Origin of the sequence: Streptomyces sp. S4.7, assembly GCF_010384365.1 — a bacterium.
In the GTDB taxonomy this organism is placed as follows: Bacteria; Actinomycetota; Actinomycetes; order Streptomycetales; family Streptomycetaceae; genus Streptomyces.
Map to the genome: position 1 here is coordinate 6,981,859 of NZ_CP048397.1, position 16,946 is coordinate 6,998,804.

General features: G+C 69.2%; 1 protein-coding gene. It reads right to left on the minus strand.

Features of this window, described 5'->3' with window-relative positions; genetic code table 11:
* Positions 1–4: 4 nt before the first annotated feature.
* Positions 5–16,906: a type I polyketide synthase gene (locus SSPS47_RS30775; RefSeq protein ID WP_164253764.1), complete on the minus strand. Its 16,902-nt coding sequence runs from the start codon at positions 16,904–16,906 to the stop codon at positions 5–7.
* Positions 16,907–16,946 lie beyond the last annotated feature (40 nt).

A 16,946-nucleotide genomic window follows, 5' to 3' on the forward strand; every position in this document is an offset into this window, starting at 1 on the left:
GGGCTCAGAGTCCGAGATCCTTGTCCACGAAGCTAAAGAGCTCCTCATTGCTGGCTTCGCGGAGCGAATCGAGTACGTCCTCGCTGCTTTCGCGCGACCGTGCGCCGGACACCGAGAGAGTCGACAGCAGGACTTCGAGACGCTCCACGATGGCGACGCGTTCCGAGTCGTCCGCCCGCCTGGCGGAAAGTGCGGCGTCGAGACGGTTGAGGTCGTCGACGGTGACCAGCCCTCCTGCTGCAGCGCTTCGGGCCGTGATCCGCGATCGGAGGTACTCCGCGAGTGCGAGCGGCGTGGGGTAGTCGAAGACGAGAGTCGCCGGAAGCGGCTGCTCGACGAGTGCTCCCAGGCGGTTACGCAGTTGTACGGCGGTGAGGGAGTCGAACCCCAACTCCGAGAACGGACGGGTGCGTTCGATGCCGTGCCCGTTGTCGTGCCCGAGAACGTCCGCCACCTCGCTCGTCACCAGTACGAGCATTCGCTCGCCCCGCTTCTCGTCGTCCAGACCGGCAAGCTCGGCGAGCAGCCGGGAAGGCTGCTGCGCCGCAACTGCCGCTGTGGTGCGACGGGTCCGGACGAGGTTGTGAAGGATGGCGGGTGCGTTTGCCGTGTCGAGTCGGGTGGTGTTGATGGTGATGGGGATGAGGTGGGGGTGGGTGGTGGCGGTGTCGAGGAGGGTGAGGGCTTGTTGGGTGGTGAGGGGGGTGATTCCGGTGCGGGTGAGGCGGTTGATGTCGTTGGTGGTCATGTGGGCGGTCATGCCGGTGGGTTGTGCCCAGTAGCCCCAGGCGAGTGAGGTGGTGGGTTGTCCGTTGTGGTGGCGGTGGTGGGCGAGGGCGTCGAGGAAGGTGTTGGCGGTGGCGTAGTTGGCTTGTCCGGTGGCGCCGAGGGTGGCGGCGGCGGAGGAGAAGAGGATGAACGCGTCGAGGTTGTGGTCGGCTGTGAGTTGGTGGAGGTTCCAGGCGGCGTCGACCTTGGGGGCGAGTACGGTGGTGAGCTGTTGGGGGGTGAGGTTGTCGATGGTGGCGTCGTCGAGGACGCCTGCGGTGTGGATGATGGCGGTGAGGGGGTGTTCGGCGGGGATGGTGTCCAGCAGTGCGGTGAGCTGTTGCCGGTCGGCGGCGTCGCACGCGGTGATGCGGATGTCTGCGCCGAGCGCGGTCAGTTCTTGGTGGAGTTCGTGTGCGCCTTCGGCGTCGGGGCCGGTCCTGCTGGTGAGGAGGAGGTGGCGGGCGCCGTGTGTGGTGACGAGGTGGCGTGCTGTGAGTGCGCCGAGGGTGCCGGTGCCGCCGGTGATGAGGGTGGTGCCGTGGGGGTTGAGGGTGAGGGTGTTGCCGGGTGTGGGGGTGTGGCGGGCGAGGCGGGGGACGAGTGTGTCCCCGTTGCGGAGGGCGAGTTGGGGTTCGCCCGTTGCGATGGCGTGGGTGAGTTGCTGCTGGCTGTTGGGGTGGTTGTCGGTGTCGATGAGGGTGATGCGGTGGGGGTGTTCGTTCTGGGCGCTGCGGATGAGGCCCCAGAGGGGTGCGTGGGTGAGGTCCGTTATGTTCTCGCCGGGGTGGGTGGTGACGGCGTGGTGGGTGAGGACGATGAGGTGGCGGTCGGTGTTGGCGGGGTTGGTGAGCCAGTCCTGGAGGTGCTGGAGGGTCTGGGCGGCGGCGTGGTGGACCTGCTCGGGAAGAGGCAGGTCGGTGTGGTGGTCGAGGTGGGTGCAGGTGTCGGTGGTGGAGGTGAGGCCGTCGGGCGTGATGCCGGCGAGGATCAGGTCGTGCGGGACCAGTTCTGGTGTGGCGGATGCGTCGGCGGCCGCGGTGAGGGGTGTCCACTCGACCGCGAACAGCCGGTTGTGGGTGCTCGTCCCGGCCGCCGCCAACTGCGCCGTATCCACAGGACGTACCGACAGCGACTCGATCCTGGCTACGAGCTGTCCGGCGCCGTCCGCGAGAGTGATCTCCGCTGTCGTCTCGCTGGTGTGCCGGAGATGGGCGCGAACGGTCGACGCGCCGGTGGCGTGGAGGTCGACTCCGCTCCAGGAGAAGGGGAGTTGGGCTTTCCCGTTCTCGTACCCGTCTTCGTCCTGCTGGTCTGTGCCGGGGGTCAGGCCGAGGGCGTGGAGGGTGGCGTCGAGGAGTGCGGGGTGGATGCCGTAGCCGTCCGGGTCGGCGTCCTCGCCGAGCGTGATCTCCGCGTACACGTCGTCGCCCGAACTCCACGCTGCGGTGAGGCCCTGGAAGACGGGGCCGTACTGGTAGCCCTTGACGGCCAGGTCGTCGTACAGCGTCTCGACGGGCAGTGCCTCGGCACCGGCCGGCGGCCAGACGCTGAGATCCACAGCGGGACCGGCTGCGGAAGTGCCGAGCCGCCCTGAAGCGTGCAGAGCCCATGGCTCGTCCCGCCCCGCGCGGGAGTGGATCGTGACGGGACGTTCGCCGTCATCATTCTCCGAGCCCACGATCATCTGGAGGTGCACTGTGCCCTGTTCGGGAACGAGCAAGGGGGCTTCCAGAGTCAGGTCGACGAGGTGCGCGTGCCCTGTGTGGTCACCGGCGTGCAGGGCGAGGTCCACGAACGCGCTGCCTGGCAGCAGTACGTTCCCGAAGACCGAGTGGTCGGCGAGCCACGGGTGCATGCGCAGGGACAGCCTTCCCGTGAACGTGACGGCCCCGATTCCGTCTGCCTGCTCCATGGCCGCGTCGAGTAGCGGATGGTCGATCGTCCCGAGACCCAGGCCCTCCAGGTCTGCCACTGCTGGGGTGTCGTTGAGCCAGTAGTGGTGGTGTTGGAAGGCGTAGGTGGGGAGGGTGGGGTGGTGGTGGGTGGGGTGGGTGGTGGTGGGCCAGGTGAGGGGGGTGTGGTGGGTGTGGAGTGTGGCGAGTGCGGTGTGGAGGGTGTGGTGGTGGGGGTGTTTGGGGTGGAGGGTGCCGATGGCGGTGGCGTCGGGGAGGGTTTGGGTGGTGAGGGTGGTGAGGGTGGTGTCGGGTCCGAGTTCGAGGTAGGTGGTGGTGCCGGTGGTGTCGAGATGGTGGGTGATGTCGGTGTAGTTGACGCTGTGGCGGAGCTGTTCGGTCCAGTAGTCGGGTGAGAGGGCCTGTTCGGGGGTGAGGGGCTGTCCGGTGCGGTTGGAGATGACGGGCAGTGTGGGTGGCTGGGGGTTGAGGGTGGTGAGGGTGGTGCGGAAGGTGTCGAGGACGGGGTCCATGTGGGCGGAGTGGAAGGCGTGGCTGACGTTCAGCGCACGGGTCCGGATGCCCGCCTCGGCCGCGCGTGCGGTGAGGGTCTCGATGTCGGAGACGGTGCCGGAGACGACGGTGTTGGTGGGGGAGTTGCGGGCGGCGATCTCCAGGGTGGTGCCCTCAAGAAGAGGGGTGATGTGGTCGGGGGTGGTGTGGAGGGTGAGCATGGTGCCCTGCCCGGCGGGCAGCTCCCCCATCAGCCGGGCACGCGTCGCGACCAGAACGGCGGCGTCGGCGAGGGTGAACACGCCCGCCGCGTGGGCGGCGGTGAGTTCGCCGATGGAGTGCCCGGCGAGTGCGTCGGGGCGCACCCCGTAGGACTCCACGAGCCGGTAGAGGGCTGTCTCCAGGGCGAAGAGGGCGGGCTGGGTGTGGGTGGTGTGGTGCAGGAGGTCCGCCTCCGGGGTGCCGGGCCCGGCGAACATCACGCTGAGCAGCGGCACCGGAAGGTGCGGGTCCAGGGCTGCGCACGCCTCGTCGAGGGCGTCACGGAAGACGGGGTGGGTGGTGTAGAGGCCGTGTCCCATCCCGGGGTACTGGGAGCCCTGGCCGGTGAACAGCACAGCGAGCTTCCCGGCCTGGTACCGCCCGGTCACCCCGTGCGGGGTCGGGGTCCCTGCGGCGATGCCGGCCAGCGCGTCCAGCAGCTGCCCGCGTTCGGTGCCGAAGACGACCGCCCGGTGATCGAGAGTCGCACGCGTACGTCCCAGTGCGTCGGCGACGGCGGGGAGATCGGCGTCGGGGTGGTCCTCCAGCCACGCGTGCAGCTGCGCAGCCTGCGCGGCCAGAGCCGGGGCCGTATGACCCGACACCGGCCACACCACCACACCCGGAGTCTCTTCCAAGTCCGTTGCGGACTCGACGGGTTCGACGGCCGGGGCCTGCTCAAGAACCACGTGCGCGTTCGTGCCGCTCATCCCGAATGAAGAAATACCCGCACGTCGAAGGATCTCCGGCTTGTCAGCCCAGGGCACTTCATCGCGGAGCAGCTCCACGGCTCCCGCCGACCAGTCCACGTGCGGCGTCGGCTCGTCCACGTGCAGCGTTCGGGGGAGTACGCCCTCCCGCATCGCCATGACCATCTTGATGATGCCCGCGACACCGGCCGCCGCCTGCGTGTGCCCGATGTTCGACTTGAGCGATCCGAGCCACAGCGGAGCGTCCTCCGGCCGGTCCTGGCCGTAGGTGGCGAGGATGGCCTGCGCTTCGATGGGGTCGCCGAGAGCGGTGCCGGTGCCGTGTGCTTCCACGGCCTGGACGTCCGCCGCCGACAGACCGGCGTTTGCCAGTGCCTGACGAATGACGCGCTGCTGCGAAGGCCCGTTGGGCGCGGTAAGGCCGTTCGACGCGCCGTCCTGGTTGACCGCCGAACCCTTTACCACCGCGAGGACTTCGTGCCCGTTGCGTACGGCGTCCGACAACCGCTCCACCAGCAGCAGCCCCACACCCTCCGACCAGCCGGTGCCGTCGGCACCGGCGGCGAACGGCTTGCACCGGCCGTCCGGGGCCAGACCGCGCTGCCGGCTGAACTCCACGAACATGCTCGGACTCGCCATCACCGATACACCGCCGACCAGGGCCAGATCGCACTCGCCCTCCCGCAGTGCCTGGCCCGCCATGTGGAGCGCCACCAGGGACGAGGAGCAGGCCGTGTCGACGGTGATCGCAGGACCCTCAAGCCCGAACGCGTACGACACCCGGCCCGACGCGACGCTCCCGGCACTGCCGATGCCGACCTGCCCCTCGTATCCCTCAGGGATGCTGGACAGCCGGGAGTAGTAGTCCTGCGAGATGACGCCGGTGAACACACCGGTGCGGCTGCCTTGCAGCGACTGCGGGTTGATCCCCGCTCGCTCGAAGGCTTCCCAGGCCGTCTCCAGCAGCAACCGGTGCTGCGGGTCGGTGGCCGTGGACTCGCGCGGACTCATGCCGAAGAGCTCGGCGTCGAATGCGGCGGCATCGTGGAGGAAGCCGCCTTCGCGGACGTACGAGGTCCCGGCATGGTCCGGGTCCGGGTCGAACAGGGAATCGGTGTCCCAGCCACGGTTCTCGGGGAACCCCCCGATCGCGTCGCGGCCCTCGGCAACGAGCTGCCACAGATCCTCGGGAGTGCGGATGCCACCTGGGTAGCGGCACGACATGCCGACGATCACCACGGGATCGCTGTTGTCCCGGCTGGTGACGGCTGCGGCCTCGGAAGGCCGCTGCAGCACGCCGAGGACCGTGTCACGCAGGTAATCGGCGAGCGCGGCGGGCGTGGGGTGGTCGAAGACGAGCGTGGCGGGCAGCCGCAGCCCGGTCGCGCTGCCGACACGGTTTCGCAGTTCGACGGCCGTGAGAGAGTCGATTCCCAGGTCCTTGAACGGGCGGGACGCCGCCACGGCGTCCTCCCCGTGCCCAAGCACCGCGCCGACGTGACCGGACACCAGGCGCAGCAGGAATTCCTGCTGCTCGGCCCGGCCGAGCCCGGTCAACTGCTGTGCCAGCGCTGACGGTTCGGCCGCGCCTTGGGCGCTTGCCGAGACGGCGGTACGGCGCTGCGCGCGCAGAAGCCCCCGGAAAAGTGCGGGTGCGTTTGCCGTGTCGAGTCGGGTGGTGTTGATGGCGGTGGGGATGAGGTGGGGGTGGGTGGTGGCGGTGTCGAGGAGGGTGAGGGCTTGTTGGGTGGTGAGGGGGGTGATTCCGGTGCGGGTGAGGCGGTTGATGTCGTTGGTGGTCATGTGGGCGGTCATGCCGCTGGTTTGTGCCCAGTAGCCCCAGGCGAGTGAGGTGGTAGGTTGTCCGTTGTGGTGGCGGTGGTGGGCGAGGGCGTCGAGGAAGGTGTTGGCGGTGGCGTAGTTGGCTTGTCCGGTGGCGCCGAGGGTGGCGGCGGCGGAGGAGAAGAGGATGAACGCGTCGAGGTTGTGGTCGGCTGTGAGTTGGTGGAGGTTCCAGGCGGCGTCGACCTTGGGGGCGAGTACGGTGGTGAGCTGTTGGGGGGTGAGGTTGTCGATGGTGGCGTCGTCGAGGACGCCTGCGGTGTGGATGACGGCGGTGAGGGGGTGCTCCGTGTCGACGCTGTCGAGGAGGGTGGTGAGCTGTTCGCGGTCGGCGGCGTCGCACGCGGCGATGCGGACGTTGGCACCCAGCGCGGTCAGTTCTTGGTGGAGTTCGTGTGCGCCTTCGGCGTCGGGGCCGGTCCTGCTGGTGAGGAGGAGGTGGCGGGCGCCGTGTGTGGTGACGAGGTGGCGTGCTGTGAGTGCGCCGAGGGTGCCGGTGCCGCCGGTGATGAGGGTGGTGCCGTGGGGGTTGAGGGTGAGGGTGTTGCCGGGTGTGGGGGTGTGGCGGGCGAGGCGGGGGACGAGTGTGTCCCCGTTGCGGAGGGCGAGTTGGGGTTCGCCGGCGGTAGTGGCGGCGTGGACGGCGCCGGGGAGGTGCTTGTTGCTGTCGGGGTGGTTGTCGGTGTCGATGAGGGTGATGCGGTGGGGGTGTTCGTTCTGGGCGCTGCGGATGAGGCCCCAGAGGGGTGCGTGGGTGAGGTCCGTTATGTTCTCGCCGGGGTGGGTGGTGACGGCGTGGTGGGTGAGGACGATGAGGTGGCGGTCGGTGTTGGCGGGGTTGGTGAGCCAGTCCTGGAGGTGCTGGAGGGTCTGGGCGGCGGCGTGGTGGACCTGCTGGGGGAGGGGCAGGTCGGGGTCGGCCGGATCGAGTTCGAGGTGGGTGATCGACTCGGGTGGGGCGGTGGCGGGTGTTCCGGCGGTGAGGATCGTCCAGGATTGGTGGTCGCCGGGGTTGCTGTCGGCGTCACTCGCCAGGGCGGTCGCGGTCCACTCGACCGCGAACAGCCGGTTGTGGGTGCTGGTGCCGGCCGCCGCCAACTGCGCCGTATCCACAGGACGCAGGACGAGTCCACCGACGTCGGCGATCGGCCTTCCCGCGAGGTCGGCCAGCGCCACGTCGACTGTCGTGTCGTTCAGACGCGTGACCTGAACGCGGGCCGCCGAGGCACCCGTTGCGTGCAGAGCTACGTCATTCCAGGAGAAGGGGAGATGAACGTCGCCGTCAATGTCCTCGGTGATACCCAGAGTGTGGAGTGCGGCGTCGAGGAGTGCGGGGTGGATGCCGTAGCCGGTGACGTCGGTGTCGGGGTCGAGTTCGATTTCGGAGTAGAGGTTGTCGCCGTCGCGCCAGGCCGCGGTGAGCCCTTGGAACGCGGGACCGTACTCATTGCCGCGCGTCGCGAACGCCTCGTACAGCGCGTCGACCTTCATCTCTTCGGCGCCCTGGGGAGGCCACACGGTGAGATCGGCCGAGGCGGTCTGCTCGCCGGCGGCAGTGCCCAACTGTCCTGTGGCGTGCAGGGTCCAGGGTTCGTCGTCGGCTTGACGGGAGTGGATGGTGACGGGGATGAGGTCCTGAGTGGCCGGGTCTTCGGGGCCGGTGGCTATGTGGAGTTGGACGGTTTCGTTTTCGGGGATGGTGAGGGGGGTTTGGAGGTTGAGTTCGGTGAGGTGGGGGTGGTTTGTGTGGTGTCCGGCGTGGAGTGCGAGGTCGATGTAGGCGGTGCCGGGGAGGAGGATCGTGCCGGTGACGGCATGGTCGGCGAGCCAGGGGTGGGTGCGCAGTGAGAGTGTGCCGGTGAAGGTGGTGGTGTGGCTGTCCGGGTGCTGGATGGTGGCAGGCAGCAGTGGGTGGTTGGTGTGCTGGAGTCCGAGGGTGGTGGGGTCGCTGCCGACGCCGGCTGGTGTGTCGTTGAGCCAGTAGTGCTGGTGTTGGAAGGCGTAGGTGGGGAGGGTGGTGGGTTGGGTGGTGGGGGTGGGCCAGGTGGTGGGTGTGTTGTGGGTGTGGAGGGTGGCTTGGGCGAGGCGGAACTGGGTGGGTCCGTGCTGGTGGCGTCGGAGGGTTCCGGTGACGGTCAGCGGTGTGTCGTTGCCGTTGCCCGTCTCGGGGTTTTCGTTTGTTTGGTTGATGGGGGTGGTGAGGGTGGGGTGGGGGCTTGTTTCGATGTAGGTGGTGTGGCCGGTGTTGTTGAGGTGGGTGAGGGTGGTGTGGAAGTGGACGGGTTGGCGGAGGTTGTCGTACCAGTAGGTGTTGTTGAGGGTGGTGGTGTCGGTGGGCCGGTCGATGGGATGGGTGGTGGAGTGGAAGGGGATGCTCGCCGCTTGCGGCACGATGTCCGCGAGAGCGGTCAGCAGTTCCGCTTCGAGGGCTTCGACGTGGGGGCTGTGGGAGGCGTAGTCGACGGGCAGCAGCCGTGTCTGGACGTTGTTCGCCTGGCAGTGGTCGAGGTAGGTGTGGATGTCCTCGGTGGTGCCGGAGATGACGGTGTGGGTGGGGGAGTTGATGACGGCGACCGACAGGCTGTCGTATCCGGCGATCTGTTCGGTGACCTGTTCGTGCGGCAGGGTGACCGAGGCCATGGTGCCGCGGCCGGTCAGTGTGGTGAGGGCCTTGCTCCGCAGCGCGACGATCTTCGCCGCGTCCTCCAGGCTCAGCGCCCCGGCGATGTGGGCCGCGGCGATCTCGCCCTGCGAGTGACCGATGACCGCGTCCGCGCTGGTCCCGTGGTGCTCCCACAGCCGGGCGAGGGAGACCATGACCGCGAACAACGCGGGCTGGACGACGTCGACACGCTCCAGCAGTCCCCCGGCCGGGTCGGTCAGGACATCCCTCAGCGACCAGTCGACGTACGGGGCCAGGGCTTTCGCGCACGCGTCGATGGACTGGGCGTAGACGGGCTCGGTCGTCAGGAGGTCGGCGGTCATCAGGGGCCACTGGGCCCCCTGGCCGGGGAAGACGAACACCGTCTTGCCCTGCGGTCGTGTCACACCGCTCACGACATGCGCACTGGGAGCACCCTCGCCCAGGGCCGCCAGCCCCTCCATCAGCTCGGCGTACTCCGTCGCGACCACCGCACCCCGGTGGGCGAGTGCCGCGCGAGTCGTGGTCAGGGCGTGCGCGACCTGCTCGGCCGTGATCTCGGGGTGCGCGGCAAGGTGTGCGTGCAGCCGGGAAGCCTGCTCGGCCAGGGCGTCCGATGTGTGACCGGATACCGGCCACACCACCACACCGGAAGAAGACCCGGACTCCGTTGCGGGCTCGGTGACTTCAGCCGCCGGGGCCTGTTCCAGAATGACGTGCGCGTTCGTGCCGCTCATGCCGAACGAGGACACACCGGCCCGCCTCGGCCGGTCCTCCCCGGCGACCCAAGGGGTGTTCTCCGTCAGGAGCTCCACCGCCCCCGCCGACCAGTCGATGTGTGATGACGGCTGGTCGACATGCAAGGTGCGGGGCAGTACCCCTTCCCGCATTGCCAGGACCATCTTGATGACGCCGCCGACACCGGCAGCCGCCTGCGTGTGGCCAAGGTTCGACTTCAGCGATCCGAGCCACAGCGGAGCATTCTCCGGCCGGTCCTTGCCGTACGTCGCGAGCAGCGCCTGGGCCTCGATCGGGTCACCCAGCGTCGTGCCCGTTCCGTGCGCCTCCACCGCCTGGACGTCCGCCGCCGTCAGCCCGGAGTTCGCGAGTGCCTGACGGATCACGCGCTGCTGCGACGGCCCGTTCGGAGCCGTCAGACCGTTCGACGCACCGTCCTGGTTGACCGCCGAACCCTTCACCACCGCGAGTACCTGGTGCCCGTTGCGCTTGGCGTCCGACAGCCGCTCCAGCAGCAGCAGGCCGACACCCTCCGACCAGCCCGTGCCGTCCGCACCGGCCGCGAACGGCTTGCACCGGCCGTCCGGCGCCAGACCACGCTGCCGGCTGAAGACGACGAAGGCATGCGGCGTCGGCATTACGGTCACACCACCGGCCAGCGCGAGGTCGCACTCGCCGTTCCGCAGCGACTGGGCGGCCATGTGCAGGGCGACCAGCGACGACGAACACGCCGTGTCCACCGTCACCGCCGGCCCCTCCAGGCCCAACGTGTAAGCGATACGCCCCGACGCGATGCTGCCGAGCGTGCCGGTGCCCATGAAGCCCTCGTACTCCTCGGGCACGGAGGAGAGACGTGTCAGATAGTCCTGATTGACCAGCCCGGTGAAGACACCGGTCGCGCTTCCCTGGAGCGTCGTGGGATCGATGCCGGCGCCCTCGAAGGTCTCCCACGCCGTCTCCAGCAGCAGCCGCTGCTGCGGATCCGTCGCCGTCGCCTCACGCGGACTGATCCGGAAGAAGTCGTGGTCGAACTCGGCTGCGTCGTAAAGGAATCCACCCTGCCGCACGTACGAGGTACCGGGACGGGTCGGGTCGGGGTCGTAAAGGCCGTCGGTGTCCCACCCGCGGTCGGTCGGGAACTCGCCGATCCCGTCGCGCCCCTCTTCGAGCAGTCGCCACAGGTCCTCCGGCGAGGCCACTCCGCCCGGGAAGCGGCACGCCATGCCGACGATCGCGATCGGCTCGTCCTCCACGGCGGTGCCGCTCGGCGACGCGGGACGCGCCGCGTCCGCCGATTCGGTACCCATGAGCTGGGTGAGAAGGAAGTCCGCCAGCAGCGCGGGCGTCGGGTAGTCGAAGATCAGGGTGGCCGGGAGGGCCAGACCCGTCGCACCGCCGACGCGATTGCGCAGTTCGACGGCGGTCAGCGAGTCGAAGCCCAGCTCCTTGAAGGGCCGCGCGGAGTCGACCGCCGTTCCGCTGTTGTGTCCCAGCACGGCGGCCGCATGAGCGGTCACCACGTCCAGCAGCCGCTGGCGGCGGTCAATCCCGCTGAGACGGGCCAGCTGTCCTGCGAGTCCGGAGCCGCTGTCCGCGTTGCCGCTCGCGGCGGCGCGCCGTGTGCCGCCGCGCGTCAGCCCGCGCAGCAGGGCTGGTACGGGTTCGGTGAGCCTGGCCGTCTGCACCGCGGCGGAGACCAGCATCGGCCGACCACTTAGCAGACCTTCGTCGAACAGCCGTATGCCGAGTTCCGTGCTGAGGGGGACGACTCCGCCGCGTTCCATGCGGGCGAGTCCGTCGGCGTCCATGTGCTTGGTCAGACCGGTGGCCTCGGCCCAGAATCCCCAGGCGAGGGAGAGGGTGGGCAGACCCTGGTGCCGCCGGTGGGCGGCGAGGGCGTCGAGGAAGGCGTTGGCGGCCGCGTAATTGGCCTGTCCGGGCGCGCCGAGGACACCGGCGGCCGACGAGAAGAGCACGAAGGCGTCCAGGTCGGAACCCGCCGTCAGCTCGTGCAGATTCCATGCCGCGTCCACCTTCGGACGCAGTACGTCGCGCAGCCGCTCGGGGGTGAGGTTCGTGACCGTGGCGTCGTCCAGCGCCCCGGCCGTGTGGACGACGGCGCTCAGCGGGTGCTCGGCGGGAACGCTCTCCAGCAGCTCGGCGAGCTGTTCGCGGTCGGCCGCGTCGCACGCGGCGATACGCACCCGCGCGCCGAGCCCGGCCAGTTCCTCGTGAAGCACCGCCGCTCCGGGCGCCTCCGGCCCGGACCGGCTGATGAGCAGCAGGTCACGCACCCCGTGGTCCGTGACCAGATGCCGCGCGATGTGTCCGCCGAGTACGCCGGTGCCGCCGGTGATCAGCACCGTGCCCTCGGGAGAGATCCCGGTCGGCAGGGTGAGAACCACCTTTCCGATGTGCCGGGCCTGGCTGAAGTACCTCATCGCGGTCCGGGCGTCGTGGAAGTCCCACGTCGTCACCGGGAGCGGTCGCAGAGTCCCCGCTTCGCACAGCTCGCGCAGCTCGGCGAGGATCTGCTGTACGCGCTCGGGCGTCGCCTCACCGAGGTCGAAGGCGCGGTACGAGACCCCCGGACGATCTCCGCGGACCGACTCGGCGTCGCGGATGTCGGTCTTCCCCATCTCCATGAAACGGCCGCCGCTCCCGAGCAGCCGCAGAGACGCGTCCACGAAGTCCCCGGCGAGCGAGTTCAGGACGACATCGACACCGGCATCACCCAGCGTCGTACGGAAGTGGTCCTCGAAGCCGAGCGTGCGCGAGGAGGCGATGTGGGCGTCGTCCAGACCATGCGCGCGCAGCACGTGCTGCTTTCCCGGGCCGGCCGTGGCGAACACCTCGACACCCCAGTGGCGGGCGAGCTGGAGCGTGGCCATGCCCACGCCGCCCGCACCGGCATGGACCAGCAGCTTCTCCCCGGGCCGGATCTTTGCCAGATCGACGAGACCCAGATACGCGGTGAGGAAGACGATCGGCAGGGTCGCCGCCTCGGCGAAGCTCCAGCCGCTCGGTACGGTTGTGACCATCCGTGCGTCGGCGACGGTGACGGGCCCCGTACCGTCGATCAGACCCACCACCCGGTCGCCCACCGCGAGGTGGCTGACGTCCGGCGCCACTTCGAGCACCACGCCCGCACCCTCACCACCGAGCGCGCGTGCGTCGTCCACGACCCCCAGCGCGACCGCCACGTCCCGGAAGTTGAGCCCCGCCGCGTGCAGCCGTATACGGATCTGCCCGGAGCCGAGCGGTGCGTCCGCCTCCGGGAACTCGACCAGCCCCAGGTCGTCGAGCGTCCCCTTCCCCGTCACGCCGAGCCGCCTGCGCAGACCGTCGTGCGGTTCCAGGAAACGTTCCGGTGTGGGGAAGGGGGTGAGGCGGGGGGTGAGTATGTTGCCTTCGCGGAGGGCGAGTTGGGGTTCGTCGGTGGTGGTGGCGGTCTGGACGGCGTGGGTGAGGTGGTCGGTGCTGTCGGGGTGGTTGTCGGTGTCGATGAGGGTGATGCGCTGGGGGTGTTCGCTCTGGGCGCTGCGGAAGAGGCCCCAGAGAGGTGCGTGGACGAGGTCGGTGAGGCGTTCGCCGGGTTGGGCCGTAACGGCGCCGTGGGTGAGGACGACCAGATGGCGGCGGGTGTTGTCGGGGTCGGCGAGCCAGCGCTGAAGAAGTGCGAGGGCCTGTTCGCTCGCAGTCCGAACCTGCTCGGGCAGCGACAGCTCACTGTCCACCGGCTCGAAAGCCGCGTGTACGGGCAGGTCGCCGAGCGACTCCAGGGGGACCCCGACCGGTAGGACACTCCAGTCCTGGGCGGCGTCCGGGGCCGGAGCGGCGTCGAGAGCCGGGACGGGCGTCCACTCGACCGAGAACAGCGAACCGTGCGGGCGGGCCGCCCCGGAAGCCTTGAGCTGCGACGGGTCGATCGCCCGCAGCGTGAGTCCGCCGATCCTGGCGACGATCTCGCCGGTGGGGTCGGCGAGCGTCAGCTCAACCGTCGACGGAGTACCGCGGGTGACCTTGACCCGAAGCGCCGTCGCACCGGTGGCGTGGAGCTCAACGGCCGTCCAGGAGAAGGGAAGCAGCACCTCTCCGGTCTCGGCGCCCTCCAGTGCGAGGGTGTGGAGTGCGGCGTCGAGGAGTGCGGGGTGGATGCCGTAGCCGGTGACGTCGGTGTCGGGGTCGAGTTCGATTTCGGAGTAGAGGTCGTCGCCGTCGCGCCAGGCCGCGGTGAGCCCCTGGAAGGCGGGGCCGTAGCCGTAGCCGTGGGTGGCGAGGTCGTCGTAGAGGCTGTCGGTGCTGAGCGCGGTGGCATCGGCGGGCGGCCACGAGGTGAGGCCGTCGGCAGCCGAGGACACCGGCGACTGGACCGAGAGCGTTCCCTCGGCGTGCGTGGTCCAGGGCTCGTCGTCGGCGCGTCGCGAGTGGACGAACAGCGTACGGAGGCCCCCCTCGTCAATGGGGCCCACTGTCACCTGGAGTTGGACGGTTTCGTTTTCGGGGATGGTGAGGGGGGTTTGGAGGGTGAGTTCGGTGAGGTGGGGGTGGTTTGTGTGGTGTCCGGCGTGGAGTGCGAGGTCGATGTAGGCGGTGCCGGGGAAGAGGACGGTACCGGCGACGGCGTGATCGCTGAGCCAAGGATGAGTGCGCTGATTTAGTGTGCCGGTGAAGACAGTGGTGTGGGTGGTGCTGACGGCGAGTTGTATCGCCGCGCCGAGGAGTGGGTGGTTGGCGGGGGTGAGGCCGGCGGTGGTGAGGTTTGCTTGTGTGGGTGTGTCGTTGAGCCAGTAGTGCTGGTGTTGGAAGGCGTAGGTGGGGAGGGTGGTGGGTTGGGTGGTGGGGGTGGGCCAGGTGGTGGGTGTGTTGTGGGTGTGGAGGGTGGCTTGGGCGAGGCGGAACTGGGTGGGTCCGTGCTGGTGGCGTCGGAGGGTTCCGGTGACGGTCAGCGGTGTGTCGTTGCCGTTGTCCGTCTCGGGGTTTTCGTTTGTTTGGTTGATGGGGGTGGTGAGGGTGGGGTGGGGGCTTGTTTCGATGTAGGTGGTGTGGCCGGTGTTGTTGAGATGGGTGAGGGTGGTGTGGAAGTGGACGGGCCTGCGGAGGTTGTCGTACCAGTAGGTGTTGTTGAGGGTGGTGGTGTCGGTGGGAGTCTGGGTGGGGTGGGTGGTGGAGTGGAACGGGATGCTCGCGGCCCGCGGGGTGATGTCCGCGAGGACTGTGAGGAGGTGTTCTTCGAGGGCTTCGACGTGGGGGCTGTGGGAGGCGTAGTCGACGGGCAGCAGCCGTGTTTGAACACCGTTGGTGGTGCAGTGGTCGAGGTAGGTGTGGATGTCCTCGGTGGTGCCGGAGATGACGGTGTGGGTGGGGGAGTTGATGACGGCGACCGAGAGGCTGTCGTATCCGGCGATCTGCTCGGTGACCTGCTCGTGCGGCAGGGTGACCGATGCCATGGTGCCGCGCCCGGTCAGTGTGGTGAGGGCCTTGCTCCGCAGCGCGACGATCTTCGCCGCGTCCTCCAGGCTCAGCGCGCCGGCGATGTGGGCCGCGGCGATCTCGCCCTGGGAGTGACCGATGACCGCGTCCGCGCTGGTTCCGTGGTGCTCCCACAGCCGGGCGAGGGAGACCATGACCGCGAACAACGCGGGCTGGACGACGTCGACACGCTCCAGCAGTTCCCCGGCCGGATCGGTCAGGACATCCCGCAGCGACCAGTCGACGTACGGGGCCAGCGCCTTCGCGCACGCGTCGATGCTCTGGGCGTAGACGGGCTCGGTCGACAGGAGGTCGGCGGTCATCAGGGGCCACTGGGCACCCTGGCCGGGGAAGACGAACACCGTCTTGCCCTGCGGTCGCGTCACCCCGGTGACGGTGTGCGCGCTGGGGGTGCCTTCGCCGAGAGCGGCAAGCCCGTCCATCAGCTCGGCGTACTCCGTCGCGACCACCGCACCCCGGTGCGTAAGCGCCGCACGAGTGGTGGTCAGGGCGTGTGCGACCTGCTCGGCCGTGATCTCGGGGTGCGCGGCAAGGTGTGCGTGCAGCCGGGAAGCCTGGGCACCCAGTGCGTCGGATGTGTGACCGGACACCGGCCACACCAGCACACCCGCCCCGTCCTCAGGGTCGGACTCCGTTGCGGGCTCGGTGACTTCAGCCGCCGGGGCCTGTTCCAGAATGACGTGCGCGTTCGTGCCGCTCATCCCGAACGAGGACACACCGGCCCGCCTCGGCCGGTCCTCCCCGACCGCCCAGGGGGTGTTCTCCCTGAGGAGTTCAACGGCTCCCGCCGACCAGTCGACATGCGGCGTCGGCTCGTCCACGTGCAGCGTCTGCGGGAGTACGCCCTCCCGCATCGCCATGACCATCTTGATCACACCGGCGACCCCCGAAGCGGCGCGCGTGTGCCCGAGGTTCGACTTCAGTGATCCGAGCCACAACGGCTGCTCAGCAGGGCGGTTCTTGCCGTAGGTGTCCAGCAGCGCCTGCGCCTCGATCGGGTCGCCCAGCGTCGTACCCGTCCCATGCGCCTCCACCGCGTCCACGTCCGCCACCGACAGACGGGCGTTGACGACGGCCTGCTCGATCGCCTTGCGCTGGGCGGGGCCGTTCGGAGCCGTCAGGCCGTTCGACGCGCCGTCCTGGTTGACCGCCGACCCCCGCACCACCGCGAGGATCTCGTGCCCGTTGCGCTTGGCGTCCGACAGCCGCTCCAGGAGGAGCATGCTCGCACCCTCGCTCCAGCCGGTGCCGTCGGCACCGGCCGCGAACGGCTTGCACCGGCCGTCCGCGGACATGGCCCGCTGTCTGCTGAAGATCACGAAACAGGCAGGCGTCGCCATCACGGTCACACCACCGGCCAGCGCCAGCGAAGACTCGCCCTTGCGTAGCGACTCGCACGCCAGATGCAGCGCCACCAGCGACGACGAGCACGCCGTGTCCACCGTCACCGCCGGTCCCTCGAAACCGAAGGTGTAGGAGACACGACCGGAAGCGACGCTCATCGAGGCGCCCGTGCCGATGTACCCCTCGTACTCCTCCGGCACGGAGTGCAGACGGCTGATGTAGTCCTGGTCCTCGACTCCGGCGAAGACGCCGACCTGGTGGCCGCGCTCGGCCGTCGGGTCGATACCGGCCCGCTCGAAGGCCTCCCAGGACGTCTCCAGCAGCAGCCGCTGCTGCGGATCCATGGCCGTCGCCTCGCGCGGCGAGATACCGAAGAACTCGGGGTCGAACTGGGCCGCGTCGTGCAGGAAGCCGCCGTGCCGCGAGTAGCTGGTGCCCGGATTGTCGGGGTCGGGGTTGTAGAGCGAGTCGGTGTCCCACCCACGGTCCGTGGGGAACTCCGAGATGGCGTCGGTCCCGTTGGAGACCAGTTCCCACAGATCCTCGGGCGACGAGACATCACCCGGGAGACGGCAGGACATACCGACGATGGCGATGGGTTCGTCGCCGTCCGTTTCGAGCTGGCGCACCCGCTGGCGGGCCTGCCGCAGCTCGGCGGTGACCCACTTGAGGTGGTCGAGAAGCTTCTTCTCGTTCTCCATTAGCGCAAGCTCCTTGAGTCGTCGGGGAAGTGCATGTGTG

Bases quoted from the DNA above. Each gene is read 5' to 3' on its own strand.
- SSPS47_RS30775 (WP_164253764.1), bottom strand. From the start codon at position 16,906: ATGGAGAACGAGAAGAAGCTTCTCGACCACCTCAAGTGGGTCACCGCC.